The 13,730-nt window shown below is 55.0% G+C and carries 10 protein-coding genes; 9 read left to right on the top strand and 1 reads right to left on the bottom strand.

The window, feature by feature from the left end:
- Position 1: 1 nt before the first annotated feature.
- Positions 2-913, bottom strand: coding sequence for a pyridoxal 5'-phosphate synthase lyase subunit PdxS (pdxS, locus tag NFR25_RS02045; RefSeq protein ID WP_251197597.1), 912 nt, complete (start codon positions 911-913; stop codon positions 2-4).
- A gap of 116 nt (positions 914-1,029) precedes the next feature.
- Here pdxS and pdxR point away from each other — a divergent pair, with 116 nt between their 5' ends.
- From pdxR to NFR25_RS02000, 9 genes are all read left to right on the top strand, one after another.
- A complete protein-coding gene (pdxR, locus tag NFR25_RS02040) occupies positions 1,030-2,613 on the top strand; it encodes a MocR-like pyridoxine biosynthesis transcription factor PdxR (protein ID WP_338024369.1) in 1,584 nt (527 codons plus the stop codon).
- A gap of 168 nt (positions 2,614-2,781) precedes the next feature.
- Positions 2,782-3,210 carry an FKBP-type peptidyl-prolyl cis-trans isomerase gene (locus tag NFR25_RS02035; protein WP_251197595.1) on the top strand — a complete coding sequence of 143 codons (429 nt, stop codon included), beginning with the start codon at positions 2,782-2,784 and terminating at the stop codon, positions 3,208-3,210.
- A gap of 310 nt (positions 3,211-3,520) precedes the next feature.
- The gene (gene argC, locus NFR25_RS02030) at positions 3,521-4,582 is read left to right on the top strand and encodes an N-acetyl-gamma-glutamyl-phosphate reductase (RefSeq protein ID WP_251197594.1); all 1,062 of its coding nucleotides are present in this window, start codon (positions 3,521-3,523) and stop codon (positions 4,580-4,582) included.
- Between the two features lie 135 nt (positions 4,583-4,717).
- The gene (gene argJ / locus NFR25_RS02025; protein ID WP_251197593.1) at positions 4,718-5,992 is read left to right on the top strand and encodes a bifunctional glutamate N-acetyltransferase/amino-acid acetyltransferase ArgJ; all 1,275 of its coding nucleotides are present in this window, start codon (positions 4,718-4,720) and stop codon (positions 5,990-5,992) included.
- A 67-nt stretch (positions 5,993-6,059) separates the two neighbouring features.
- Entirely contained in the window at positions 6,060-7,004 is a 945-nt protein-coding gene (gene argB / locus NFR25_RS02020; RefSeq protein WP_251197592.1) for an acetylglutamate kinase, read from the top strand.
- Between the two features lie 22 nt (positions 7,005-7,026).
- A complete protein-coding gene (locus NFR25_RS02015; protein ID WP_338024367.1) occupies positions 7,027-8,553 on the top strand; it encodes an acetylornithine/succinylornithine family transaminase in 1,527 nt (508 codons plus the stop codon).
- A gap of 77 nt (positions 8,554-8,630) precedes the next feature.
- The gene (locus tag NFR25_RS02010; protein WP_251197591.1) at positions 8,631-9,863 is read left to right on the top strand and encodes an argininosuccinate synthase; all 1,233 of its coding nucleotides are present in this window, start codon (positions 8,631-8,633) and stop codon (positions 9,861-9,863) included.
- A 2-nt stretch (positions 9,864-9,865) separates the two neighbouring features.
- On the top strand, positions 9,866-11,275 hold the full coding sequence (gene argH, locus NFR25_RS02005) for an argininosuccinate lyase (RefSeq protein WP_251197590.1): 1,410 nt from the start codon (positions 9,866-9,868) through the stop codon (positions 11,273-11,275).
- Between the two features lie 227 nt (positions 11,276-11,502).
- On the top strand, positions 11,503-13,650 hold the full coding sequence (locus tag NFR25_RS02000; RefSeq protein ID WP_251197589.1) for a transglycosylase domain-containing protein: 2,148 nt from the start codon (positions 11,503-11,505) through the stop codon (positions 13,648-13,650).
- Positions 13,651-13,730 lie beyond the last annotated feature (80 nt).

The raw sequence follows: 13,730 nt of genomic DNA, 5'->3' as shown, positions 1-13,730 counted from the left end.
GCTATTGCCCGCGTTCTTCCATGATGATCTCGATCTCTTCAGCATTGATGCCCACCATCGCTTCACCCAGGTCCTCGGAGAGGCGAGCGATAAGTTCTGCATCGGTATAGTTGGTGACCGCGCCCACGATGGCATTCGCTCGCTTGACTGGGTCACCCGACTTGAAGATACCTGACCCCACGAATACGCCTTCTGCTCCTAATTGCATCATCAAGGCGGCATCCGCTGGAGTTGCTACGCCACCTGCTGCGAAGTTGACCACGGGGAGCTTTCCGGTTTTATGGACCTCGCGCAAGAGGTCGAGCGGGACTGCGAGCCTTTTGGCTTCTTCGTAGAGCTCATCCTCGTGCAAGGAGGATACTTTGGCGATCTGGCCATTGATGATGCGCATATGTCGCACTGCTTGCACCACATCTCCGGTCCCTGGCTCGCCTTTCGTACGGATCATGGAAGCACCCTCTGCAATGCGACGCAGAGCTTCTCCTAGATCGCGTGCTCCGCACACGAAAGGCGCGGCAAAACGCTTCTTGTCGATATGGAACGTGTCATCTGCAGGAGAGAGCACCTCTGATTCGTCGATATAATCTATCTCGATCGCTTCGAGCACCTGCGCTTCTACGAAATGCCCGATCCTGCACTTCGCCATCACGGGGATGCTGACCGCTTCTTGGATCGATCTGATCATCTTCGGGTCGCTCATGCGTGAAACGCCACCAGCCGCGCGAATATCGGCGGGAATGCGCTCAAGTGCCATGACAGCGCATGCTCCAGCAGCCTCAGCTATCCGCGCTTGTTCGGGTGTGGTCACGTCCATGATCACACCACCTTTGAGCATTTGCGCCAATTGGCGGTTCAGCGCAGTTCGGTCAGGGGAGGCTGTTTGCGCTGTCGAAATATCGGATGCATCGTTCATGGCTTTCTCCTCAATGGTCGCTATTCGTGTAATCGAACATGGTGATAACGTTAAAGGTTATTGAACCTATTCATATAGCCAAAAATGCATAATCTGATATAACCAGATTATGATCAGTGCAAATCCAGATATACTTGTTTCGACTCATTCTTCCTAACGATGAGGTTGGTATTCTCGTGATCACGTATGACCTAGCAAAAAGAGGCGAACGACCTCTATATGAATATCTCTATGAGTCGATCAAGAACGACATCATCTCGAACGTTCTGCATGCTGGGGAAAGGATGCCATCTAAGCGTAAGCTCGCCCAGCACCTTGCAGTGAGCCTTATAACCGTTGAAGGGGCATACAGCCAGTTGATCGCAGAAGGATATATTCGGTCTATCGAAAGGCGAGGCTATTACGTTAACGATATCGCACAGTTGCGCGATGTTCGAAAGCGTCACGAGCATGACAGCGTAGGCGTGCCCCGAGAGTCTTACGCGCTCGACAGCTCGATCGATCAAGATCACCAGCAAAAGAGCGCTCTTCGCCTGAAGCATCCAATTGATATGGAACGCGAACGCGCGAGCAAGTCCGTGGACATCGATCTGTCAGGGAGAGCGCCAAGCAAGGGCCTCTTCCCTTATGATCGTTGGGCTTTTCATGTGCGCAAGGTGCTCACCAACGCTGACGAGAAAGTGCTCGTTTCTGAGTCGGGGGCTTTTGGATCGCGCGCGCTACGCAAGGCCATCGCTCGTTTCCTCTTGGGTTATCGAGGCATGGAAGTGAACCCTGATAATGTTGTGATCGGTGCTGGTTCACAAGTGCTCTATCAATTGATCGTGCAATTGATCGGCCGCGGTCATCGCTACGCGCTCGAAGACCCTGGATATGGTCGTCTTGCACGCATCTATCGAGCAAACGATGTGACCATAGCGCCCATTCCGCTCAACGAAGATGGTATCGAGCTCGATAGCCTTCGCTCATCGGGGGCGAGCGTTGCTCACGTCATGCCGACTCATCAATATCCTACGGGTCAGATCATGAGCATTTCTCGAAGGTATGAGCTTTTGGCTTGGGCTGCAGGCGACGATGAACGCTTCATCATCGAAGACGACCATGATAGTGAGCTGCAATTCTCTGGTCGCCCCATTCCTTCGTTGCAGAGCATCGATGCACAGCAAAAAGTGATCTATCTCAATACCTTCACCAAGTCGCTCGGACCAGCCTTTCGCATGAGCTACATGGTGCTCCCGGACGTTCTAGCCCAGAAGTTTCGCGAGCACTTCGGATTCTATTCTTGTACTGCGAATGCCATCGACCAACTAGCTTTGGCGCGCTTCATCGAGTCGGGAGAGTATGAACGGCACATAAATCGCTTACGCACTCATTTCCGGGCAAATGCTACAGAACTTGCGCGAGCAATGAGGCAGGAGAAGCTGACGGATCTGGTCTTAGAGAATGCATTCGCGGGGTCGCACGGGCTCTTGCGCGTCGATGGGCCGGTATCTGCACGTGAGCTTGCCGATGCAGCATTAGAAGAAGGCTTGCTGATCGAGCCGCTTGAAGATTTCCTCATTGGACGGGCGGATGCTCTTGATCTATCAAGATCGGATTATCTTGATAGCAGGTTGTTCATCGACCACGGCGCACTGAGCGAGTCGAACATCGGTAACTGTGCATCATCGATCGCGCGGGCATATCAATGCTGTTCATGATCGCAGAGCGCAAAAGGTATGAGCTCTGCATCGAAGGCGAGCGATGGTGGTTAGCGGGCAGTGGTTGCGTGTTCTTGTTTGACGATTCTGTGTCAGGAATTAGGCTGGCTGGCAATATGCGCTACACTTCCAGCAAAAGAAAATGCTCTTCCAATGAAAGGAAACATCATGAGCAATGAAGGTAAGAAAGTACGCGTTCACTATGTGGGCACGTTCGATGATGGCACGGTATTCGATTCGTCAGTAGAGCGCGGCGAGCCGCTGGAGTTCACTTCAATGGCGGGCATGATGATCCCTGGTTTCGATGCCGCAGTCGTTGACATGGAAGTGGGCGAGACCAAGAAGGTCCACATCCCTGCAGCTGAAGCATATGGTGAACGCGATGAGCAGCTCGTGCAGCGCATCCCGCGCGAGAACGTGCCTGATGTCGATGATCTGCCTGTTGGCCAGACGGTCTACATGCAGGCTCCTGGTGGTCAGGCGTTCCCGGTCAAGGTGGTCGAGGTCAATGACAAAGAAGTGGTCTTCGACATGAACCATGAGATGGCAGGCAAGGATCTGAATTTCGAGATCACCCTTGAAGAGGTTCTCGACTAGCTCAAGGTTCGTCTCTGCGAACAGCGAGGCTGCAAGGGGTGAGGTCTCGGATTCATCCGTTCCGCTGTTCGCCCTTCGGGCTCATGCGCTGCACTGCCTCATGCATTTTACGGAACCCGGTTATTCGACCGGGTTCTTTTTTTGCTTGTGTTCAGAATGAATCTACGACCCCACCTCTTGCAGCTATGATGCTGGTGCACGCGACAAGCGCGGGTCGTTCTCGGAAAAGAAGGATTGGCTGGTACGGTAAAGGGGTATCATTAGCGAATCAGAATCTTGATCGAGACGCGAGATAAGAAAGGAATGGCTTATGGGATTAGCAACGGGCATCATTGGCGCTGCTGGATATGCGGGAGCTGAACTAGTGCGAATCCTCTCTCGCCATCCTGAATTCGATCTGCGCGTCATCACGTCTTCCACTGATGAAGGTGTGGCTATCGCGGACTTGTATCCAGCTTTCAAAGGCGTATGCGACCTTGAGTTCGAAGCTCATAACACTGCAACGCTGGCTGATTGCGATGTGGTATTCATGGCAACTCCGCATACTGCAGCTATGGCACTCGTGCCTGACCTGTTGGCATCAGATGTTTCGGTGTTCGATCTGTCGGCTGACTTTCGCTTGAAGGACCCCGCCATCTTCGAACAGTGGTATGGCACGCCGCATACGCAGACCGAATTGCTCGAACATGCTTTCTTCGGCTTGCCCGAGATCACCGAAGCTGCGCTGCTCGAAGCACGTAAGCTCCATGCTCAGCATCATCCAACGCTCGTGGCTTGTGCGGGCTGCTATCCCACGGCAACTTCGCTCGCAGCTTATCCTGCGGTCGAATTGACCGAAGGGATCGTTGTGGTCGATGCTATCTCTGGTGTGAGTGGTGCGGGCCGCAGTGCAACGCCGCGCACTCATTTCTGCAACGCGAACAATAACTTCGAGGCCTATGGTGTGGCATCCCATCGTCACACGCCCGAGATCGAGCAGATCCTTGGATTGCAGGACCGCCTTGTCTTCACGCCGCATCTTGCGCCCGCGAATCGCGGCTTGCTCTCTACGGTCACCATGCAGCTTTCTGCTGGAGCACGCGAAGAGCATACCCTCGAGACGCTCCATGCTCTCTATGAAGCAACCTACAACGAAGACTATCCTTTCGTAACGGTCTTGCCACTTGGCCAGATGCCGCGCACCGCTTCGGTGGTGGGCACGAACAATGCTCATATCGGCATCGCCTTCCAGAAGACCACGGGCACGCTCATCGCTGTCTGCGCTATCGACAATCTCTGCAAAGGGGCTGCTGGCCAGGCTGTCCAGTGCGCAAACATCGTCTGCGGATTCGAGCAGCGATGCGGGCTCGACCTGGTAGCTATGCCCGTCTAAACGCATAGCAGTGTTTCTCGGCTCCATTGCCTGCGAACTGCAAACCAGATCGAGCGTTCCTCATCCCGAACAAGTACACTTATCTACGAGCGATCTTCGTGACGCTCGCAGCGCATCATCTATAAGGAAAGAACCATGGCTAAACATCCTTCATCAGAAGCACCGAATGATAACCTTGAGATCATCGAGCACGGCGGCGTGACCAGTGCTGCAGGCTTTCGAGCTGGTGGCATCCACGCGGGATTTCGCCGCGACCCCAACCGCCTGGATCTAGCGCTCGTTGAAGCAGACGAGCTGTGTCCCGTAGCAGCTACGTTCACGCAGAATGTCTTTTGCGCTGCTCCTATCCAGGTATCGAAGGCTCACCTTGATCAGCGTGGATATGGTCTTGGTCGCGCCATCGTCATCAATTCAGGCAATGCTAATGCGGCTACCGGGTCAGTGGGACTTGCGGCTGCGCAGCAGGCTTGCGAATTGGTCGGTGAAGCTATCGGCTGCAGTGCAGATGACGTGTTGGTGGCTTCTACAGGCGTGATCGGGCAGATCCTTGATCTGGCACCATATAGTGCCATCGATGCTCTGCGTGCGCAGGTCAGTACGGAGGGTGGCTCTGATGCAGCTCGCGCCATCATGACGACCGATACCGTCTCCAAAGAAGTAGCGGTCAGCTACGTGAGCGCAGATCCAGCCTATGCGGGCAAGCGCTTCACCGTGGGTGGTATGTCCAAGGGATCGGGCATGATTATGCCCAACATGGCAACCATGATCTCCGTGCTCACCACTGACGCTCCTTTCTCTCCTGAAGCGCTCCACACCGCGCTCGTAACGTGCGTGAATGAGAGCTTCAACAAGATCACGGTGGATTCCGATACCTCAACCAATGATTGTTGTTTCCTGTTCGCAAGCGGCAAGGCGGCTTCGCAAGCTCCTGCTATCAAAGAGGGCACGCAGGCCTTCGACGAATTCGTAGCGGCGCTTAGCTACGTTACCCAGACGCTCGCACGCATGATGGCTCGCGATGGAGAAGGCGCTACCAAGCTCGTTACCGTGAAGATCACGGGTGCGCGCAGCGCTGAGGAGGCAGATCTAGCCGCGCGTACGGTGGCGAATTCGCCGCTCGTGAAGACTGCGATCTTCGGCCACGATGCTAATTGGGGTCGTATCGCAGGTGCGCTCGGGCGTTCGGGTGCGCGTTTCAACCAAGAAGACGTGTCCATCGATATCATGGGCATCCCTGTTTGTCGTAAAGGTCTTGCGCTCGAATTCGACGAAGACGAAGCTCTCAAACACTTCGAAGAGCCCGAGATCGTGCTGGAAGCTGATCTTGGTGCAGGCGATGCATCGACCACGATGTGGACGTGCGATTTCTCCTACGACTACGTGCGTATCAACGGCGATTACCGAACATAAGCGCTCCGTTACCCGTGCGTAACAACACTTGTTGTTAAATGAACCTATCGACCGTTGGAGAATTACCATGAATTACGCTAAAGAGAGAAAGCTTACTTCTTCCCATACCGCGGAGGTGCTGATCGAAGCCTTCCCGTGGATCAAGAATCAGACCGGAAAGACCATCGTCATCAAATATGGCGGTGCTGCTATGGTCGATCCGAAGCTGCGCGATGCGGTCATGTCCGATATCGTCATGCTGAAGATCATGGGCGTGAACCCTGTTATCGTACACGGCGGCGGTGCGGCCATCACCGAGAACATGAACCGCTTCGATCTGGATGTCGAGTTCGTCAATGGTCAGCGTGTCACTTCGGCTGAAGCCATGGAAGTGGTGAAGATGACGCTCGTGGGCAAGGTGAACGAAGAGCTCGTGCGCGCTATGAACCAGCATGGCAACCTGGCCGTGGGTGTGAATGGCGCTGACGCAGGCACCATCATCGCCGAGCAGCGCAGCCCTGAACTTGGTCGTGTGGGCACGGTCATCGATGTGAACCCCGCCTACTTGAAGACGCTCATCGATGCAGACTACGTGCCCATCATCGCTTCGGTGGGCAAGGGCGAAGATGGCGGATCGTTCAATATCAATGCTGATGCGGTGGCCTGCGCGGTCGCTGGAGCCATCGGTGCGCACAAGATCATCTTCCTTACGGATGTTGATGGCTTCTACGAAGACTTCGACGACAAGGATACGCTGGTATCTCGCATGTCTCTGGATGAAACGCGCGCTATGCTCAACGCTGGTACGGTCAGCAAGGGCATGATCCCTAAGCTCCAGTCTTGCGTGCTTGCATTGGAGGCGGGTGTCCATCGCGCCCATATCATCAACGGCACCAAGCCACACTCGCTCTTGCTCGAGTTGCTCACGTCCGCTGGCGCGGGTACGCTCATATATAATGACGATGAACATAACATGAAGGACGATTACGCACCGCTTGGATTGCTGGCGTCTCGTCTGATGGAAAATCTCTAAGGGACGAGCAGGGGGAAGCTCAATGGCAAATGCAATGTCTTTTGAAGAAGTGACGAAACTTGACGACACCTTCGTCATGCCTACGTTCAAACGTAAGCCTGTGTGCTTGGTCGAAGGCAAAGGCATGGAAGTGACCGATGATGAAGGCAAGACCTATCTCGACTTCATCGCGGGCATCGGTTGCGATAGTCTGGGTCATTGCCATCCAGCGGTGGTCAACGCTATCACCGAACAAGCTCAAAAGCTCATCCATGTGAGCAACTATTACTACATCGAGAAGCGTGGCGAAGTTGCCAAGCTCATCTCTGATATGGCCAATGAATGCGTTCCGCGCTTCTTCCGCGCACCTTGGAAGACGTTCTTCGCGAACTCTGGCGCCGAAGCTAACGAATGTGCCATCAAGCTGGCGCGTTTGTGGGCGAAGAAGGAATCGAGCGGTGGTCATATCATCGTGGTGCTGGAAGGCAGCTTCCATGGTCGTACGCTGGCAACGCTGGCAGCTACCGCACAGCCCGCAAAGCAGGAGAAGTTCGCTCCGCTGCCAGAGGGATTCGTTGCCATCCCTCCCAATGACATGGACGCGCTGCGCAATATCTGGTGGGAATATCCAGGTCAGATCGCAGCTATGATGGTCGAACCCATTCAGGGCGAATCGGGCGTGCATCCCATCGACCCTGATTATCTCTTCGAGGCAACGAAGCTTGCGCGTCGCAACGGTGCGCTCTTCATCGCCGATGAGGTGCAGACTGGTTTCTATCGCTGTGGCACCTGGCCCTTCGAATTCCAGAATGCCGCCATCACCCCCGACATCATCACCTTCGCTAAGGGCGTGGCTTCGGGCATGCCTACGGGCGGCTGCATCGCGCGCATCGAAGTGGCTGATGCCTTCGAGCCAGGCGATCATGGCTCCACCTTCGGTGGTAGTAATCTGGCCATGGCGGCGGCACTCGCTACGCTCGATACGCTTTCCAAGGAGAACTTCGGTCAGCGTGTCGAAGAGATGGGCGACTACTTCGCTGAGAAGCTGCTCGCGCTCGATGCTGTCACTGACGTGCGTGGTTCAGGCTTGATGATCGGTGCCGATATCAAAGAAGAATTCAAGGCTCCTTTCGTGGTGGAGGCTGGTCTCGATGCGGGCTTTCTGCTGAATGCGACCGGTGATCACACGCTGCGTTTCCTGCCGCCGCTCATCGTCACGCAGGCCGACATCGACAAGCTCATCGAGGCGCTGCCAGGCATCTTCGAAGCATCCAAGCAGAAGGAGGTCGAAGCAGCTAAAGCCGCTCAGAAGGCCGCTGAGGAAGCTGCTGCCGCCCAAAAGGAGTACGAAGATCTGCTCAAAGAAGCTGAAGGCTTGAATGCAGATTTCAAAGATGTCATGAATATGCTGAAAGAAAAGGTGGGCTCGGTCGAAGGCAAGCTGGGCGATAAGCTCCAGGCAGCTGCTGTCGAGAAACTATCAGGTGCCCAAAGCGCTCCTTCGGATCCCGCCTCCGACGCTTCGGCTGAAGGCACGAAGAACAGCGATTCTGCAAAGGATGCTGAATAGATTCTCCAGTAGCGTGCACGCGTATCGAACGCTACAATGCATTGATGGAAACAAAGCCAGTTCAGGAAGGAAGAAACATGGCAAAAGATAAAGTCGTACTTGCGTATTCCGGTGGTTTGGACACCTCGGTCTGCATCAAATGGCTCCAGGAAGAAAAGGACCTCGACGTTATCGCAGTGGTCGGCGAAGTCGGCCAGGAGCACGAAGGCCTTGAAGCCGTGAAGGAAAAGGCGCTCAAGACCGGTGCTATCGAATGCTATGTTATCGACATGCGCGAGATCTTCGCTCAGGATTACCTTACCAAGGCGCTCGCTGCGAACGCCCAGTTCGAGAACAAGTATCCGCTGGTCTCGGCCCTTTCGCGTCCGCTCATCTCGAAGTTCCTCGTAGATATCGCTCATAAGGAAGGAGCGAAGTACATCGCTCATGGCTGCACGGGCAAGGGTAACGACCAGGTGCGTTTCGAAACGTCCATCCAGGCCCTCGATCCTTCCATCGAGATCTTGGCTCCTGTTCGCGAATGGGACCTTCATACCCGTGAAGAGGAGATCGAATATGCGGAAGCTCACGATGTTCCTGTTGAGGCCACCAAAGCAAAGCCCTATTCCATCGACGATAATCTGTGGGGCCGCGCTATCGAGTGCGGTGTGCTCGAAGACCCGTGGGCTGCACCTCCGCTGGATATCTACACCATGACCGTTTCTCCCGAAGAAGCGCCTGACGCTCCCACGGAGGTCGAGATCACCTTCAAGGGCGGCGTTCCTTGCGCTATCGATGGCGTGGAGATGTCATACCTCGACATCATCGAGAAGATGAACCATATCGCAGGCTCCAACGGCTTCGGTCGCATCGATATGATCGAGAATCGAATGGTTGGTGTGAAGAGCCGTGAATGTTACGAAGCTCCTGGTGCCCTGGCGTTGATCGCTGCTCATCGCGCACTGGAAGATATGTGCCTCGAGCGTGAAGTGCTGCGCTACAAGCTGCATATGGAGCAGGATTGGGCAACGCTGGTCTACAACGGTCAGTGGTTCTCGCCGCTCAAGCACGCTATGGATCAGTTCCTGGCCACCACCCAGACCTGCCTCGATGGCGTTGTGCGCCTGAAGTTCTACAAGGGCACTTGCACGGTCACGGGTCGCAAGTCAGACTTCTCGCTCTATGACTATGGCCTGGCAACCTATGATGCAGCCGATACCTTCAATCGCGATTCTGCCAAGGGCTTCATCGATCTGTATGGTCTTTCCACCCGCGTATGGGCGAAGAACCGCAGCGAGCATGGCAAGACCGATGGCGAGGTTGTGGAGTAGAGATGGCACTGTGGTCTGGGCGTTTCGAGCAAGGAGTAAGCCAATTCACGCAAGAATTCGGCGCATCGCTTCCTGTTGATAAGGCAATGTACAAGCAAGATATCGCAGGGTCCATGGCGCATGCGCGCATGCTCGCCAAGCAAGGCGTCATCTCCGATGATGACGCTCAGGCTATCGTCGACGGTCTCGAGCAGATCGAGCGCGATATCGACGAAGGTGACTTCACGTTCGACATCAACGACGAGGACATCCACATGTCCATCGAGAAGGTGCTCACCGAGCGCATCGGCGATGCGGGCGCACGCTTGCATACGGGTCGTTCGCGCAATGACCAGGTCATCACCGATACGCGCCTTTATGCTAAAGAGCTCGCACGCGAGCTGATGGAGGCGAACCTGAAGCTGCGCAAGACGCTTCTGGCGGTGGCAGCGCAGAACGAAGGCGTCTATCTGCCTGGATATACGCATCTTCAACATGCGCAACCTGTGTTGCTCACGCACCACTTCTTGGCATACTACTGGATGTTCACGCGCGACTTCGGTCGTTTGCGTCAGGCTTATGATGCAGCCAACATGAATCCGCTCGGATCTGCTGCGCTCGCTGGCACCACCTATCCGCTCGATCGCTTCGCTACTACGGACATGCTGGGCTTTAGCGGTACGATCCCTAATTCGCTCGATGCGGTATCCGATCGTGATTTCTTGCTCGACCTGGATTATGCGGCCAGCGTGAGCATGATCCATCTTTCGCGTCTTTCCGAAGAGATCATCTTGTGGTCCACGTCTGAATTCGGTTTCATCACGCTCTCCGATGCGTATTCGACCGGCTCATCGATCATGCCTCAGAAGAAGAACCCTGATTTCGCGGAGCTCATCCGTGGCAAGTCGGGCAGGGTCGTGGGCGATCTGGTGGCGCTCTTGGTCACCATGAAGTCGCTCCCGCTTGCCTACAACAAGGATCTTCAGGAAGATAAGGAAGGCGTCATCGATGCTGCACGCACCTTGTTCGATTGCCTGACCTGCATGGAAGGCATGATCGCCACCATGAAGGTGAACAAGGAAGCGATGGTCGAGCAAGCGCGCAAGGGTTATCTTGCAGCAACGGATGTGGCTGACTACCTGGCTAAGAAGGGCATGCCCTTCCGCAAGGCTCATGAAGTGGTAGGCCATCTGGTGCTTTTGTGTGATAAGCGCGGTTGCGACCTGGACGATCTGAGCCTGGAAGACTTCAAAGCTGAAAGCGATCTGTTCGAAGCGGACATCACCGAAGCGCTGGACCTGGAGAGCATCGTCGCGGCGCGCAATACCTTTGGCGGCACGGGCAACGATGCCGTGCATCAGCAGATGCAGCTTGCTGAAGATGCGTACACGAACGATAATGACTGGTTCTTCGAATGGGAGCCGCCCCGCTAGGCGAACGGGCGTCCTGGCAGGAGCTTACTGCGTTCTGGCGGTGCTGGTCATCAGGAAGCTGCGATCCTTCGCGGTCTGTCGCTGTATGACGGCTTTCCACCATAAAAACCTTACAAATTCCTTGCGATGTATGACTAAACCGTGTGAATACCCCCACACGGTAGTTGGTGTGCTTGCAAGTGGCGCGCCCGTGATAAAATACGGAGCAGTATATCTATGGAGGTAGGATGTCGCTTCGTACTCGCAAGAAGAGGGCCCATCGCAAAAAACGCCAGCCGCTCAGCAAAGCAATGATCGCTCTGGGCATCGTGCTGGTCATCCTCGGATCTGGTGCGGTCGCAGCAGTAGCTGCAGGCACGGTCTGGCTTCAGGATCTGCCCGATTACAAAGATTCCACTGCATTCAACTACGCGGAGAAGACCCGCGTCTATGCCAATGATGGCGAAACGCTGCTCGCTGAATTCTATGTCGAGAATCGCGATCCAGTCGATCTTTCCGAGATGAGCAAATACGTGCTCGAAGGTACGGTCGCTACTGAAGACGAGCGCTTCTATGAGCATGACGGCGTTGACCTGATGGGCATCGCTCGCGCTATCGTGGTGAATATCACCGGTACGGGTAGGGAAGGTGCATCCACCATCACCCAGCAGTTCGTGCGAAACACTGTTCTAGCCGACGAAGCAACCGAATCGACCATCAAGCGCAAGGTTCGCGAGGCATACATCTCTCTTGAGCTTGAGAAGATGTACAGCAAAGATGAGATCTTGCAAATGTATCTCAACACCATCAATTATGGTCAGGGCGCTTATGGCATCGAAGCAGCTTCGCAGCTCTATTTCTCGAAGCCCGCGAAGGACCTGACGCTTCCAGAGGCCGCTGCGCTCATCGGTATCCCGCAGTCGCCCACCTACAACAATCCCATCGACAACCCTGATGCTTGTCTTTCGCGCCGCAACCTGGTGCTCGACCGCATGCTCAGCAACAACTACATCACCCAAGAAGAATTCGATGCTGCTCGTGAGACTCCGCTCGAACTGAATGTCACGCGCGAAGAATCCACCAATGGCATCATGAAGTACGACTATTTCACCAGCTACGTGCGCGATACGCTGCTGCAAGATTATTCGGTCAACGAAGTATTCAAGGGCGGCTTGGTAGTGAAGACCACGCTCGATCCCAATACGCAGGATCTGGCTGAAGCTGCGGTCGATCGCAAGCTCGATAGTCTGCCCGACAATTTGGAAGTGGCGCTGGTTGCTATCGATCCCGATACGGGCTTCATCCAAGCCATGGTAGGCGGTCGAGATTTCCATACCGATGAATTCAACCTTGCCACCCAGGCAAAGCGTCAGGCAGGTTCGTCCTTCAAGACCTTCACGCTGCTGGCAGCCCTTGATGAAGGCTATTCTCCTGAGACGAATCTGAACTGCACTTCGAAGGTGAAGATCGGCGACTGGGAAGTGGCTAATTACGGTAACGCGAACTACGGCACGCGAAGCATCGAGAGCGCGTTCGCGGTCTCATCCAATACGGGCTTTGCGGAACTCTGCACCGAGATCGGTCCCCAGAAAGTGGTCGATATGGCACACAAGTGCGGTATCGAATCTGACCTCGATGCCGTACCTTCGATCACGCTAGGCGTAGAAGAGGTCAGCGTTCTTGAGATGGCGCAAGCGTATGCCACTATCGCCAATGGCGGCACGCTGCATAAAGCGAATTGCATCGAGGAGATCACTGATTCTTCTGGCCATGTCATCTATCGCGCTGACACGCAGGGTCAAAAGGTCATCAGCACCGACCTGACCCAGGCTGCGGTCGAGGTCATGGAAGGTGTTGTTCAGCGTGGTACGGGTCGCAACGCAGCACTCTATAGCGATCAGCCTGTTGCAGGCAAGACGGGTACTTCTGAAGATTATCGCGACAAATGGTTCTGTGGCATCACACCTCAGATCTCGGTCGCTATCTGGATCGGTGATCGTAACGAGAAATCCATGCCCTCTTGGGTGGCTGCCGACAGCATCTTCGGCGATTTTGTGAACAAGCTGTTGCGCAATGCTGAAAAGGAAGACTTCCCTGAAGGCGCGGGCACCATCAAGTTCACTAAGACCGATATCGGTCACGGCTCGGGTTCGTCGGGCAAAGATGTTTCTGCTGAAGGCGAAGAGCCAGAAGAAGAGAAGCCCGCAGAGACCACGAAGCCTGATGATGAAGGCACTGCTAACGAAGGTACGGGCTCTGCAGGAGCCGGTAGCGGAACAGGTAGTGAAGGCGGCAACGCTGGTGGCACCGGAGAGGGCGCTGGCGGCGGGACCACCACACCACCTGCTTCAGGCGGTGGAGGAACAGCCGGTGAAGGGGCTGCTTCAGGCACCTAAGACCACAGGCAGAGCTACAGGGCTACAGAGCTGCATGCTCGCTTACAGCCATCGAGCGAAAGATGGTTGCTCTGGCGGGT

It is taken from the genome of Anaerotardibacter muris (assembly GCF_943192915.1).
In the GTDB taxonomy this organism is placed as follows: domain Bacteria; phylum Actinomycetota; class Coriobacteriia; order Coriobacteriales; family Eggerthellaceae; genus Anaerotardibacter; species Anaerotardibacter muris.
Note: the sequence above shows the minus strand (reverse complement) of the source record. Positions and strands in the feature narration are given on the sequence as shown.

Bases quoted from the DNA above. Each gene is read 5' to 3' on its own strand.
- pdxS (WP_251197597.1), bottom strand. From the start codon at position 913: ATGAACGATGCATCCGATATTTCGACAGCGCAAACAGCCTCCCCTGAC.
- NFR25_RS02035 (WP_251197595.1), top strand. From the start codon at position 2,782: ATGAGCAATGAAGGTAAGAAAGTACGCGTTCACTATGTGGGCACGTTC.
- argC (WP_251197594.1), top strand. From the start codon at position 3,521: ATGGGATTAGCAACGGGCATCATTGGCGCTGCTGGATATGCGGGAGCT.
- argJ (WP_251197593.1), top strand. From the start codon at position 4,718: ATGGCTAAACATCCTTCATCAGAAGCACCGAATGATAACCTTGAGATC.
- argB (WP_251197592.1), top strand. From the start codon at position 6,060: ATGAATTACGCTAAAGAGAGAAAGCTTACTTCTTCCCATACCGCGGAG.
- NFR25_RS02015 (WP_338024367.1), top strand. From the start codon at position 7,027: ATGGCAAATGCAATGTCTTTTGAAGAAGTGACGAAACTTGACGACACC.
- NFR25_RS02010 (WP_251197591.1), top strand. From the start codon at position 8,631: ATGGCAAAAGATAAAGTCGTACTTGCGTATTCCGGTGGTTTGGACACC.
- argH (WP_251197590.1), top strand. From the start codon at position 9,866: ATGGCACTGTGGTCTGGGCGTTTCGAGCAAGGAGTAAGCCAATTCACG.
- NFR25_RS02000 (WP_251197589.1), top strand. From the start codon at position 11,503: ATGTCGCTTCGTACTCGCAAGAAGAGGGCCCATCGCAAAAAACGCCAG.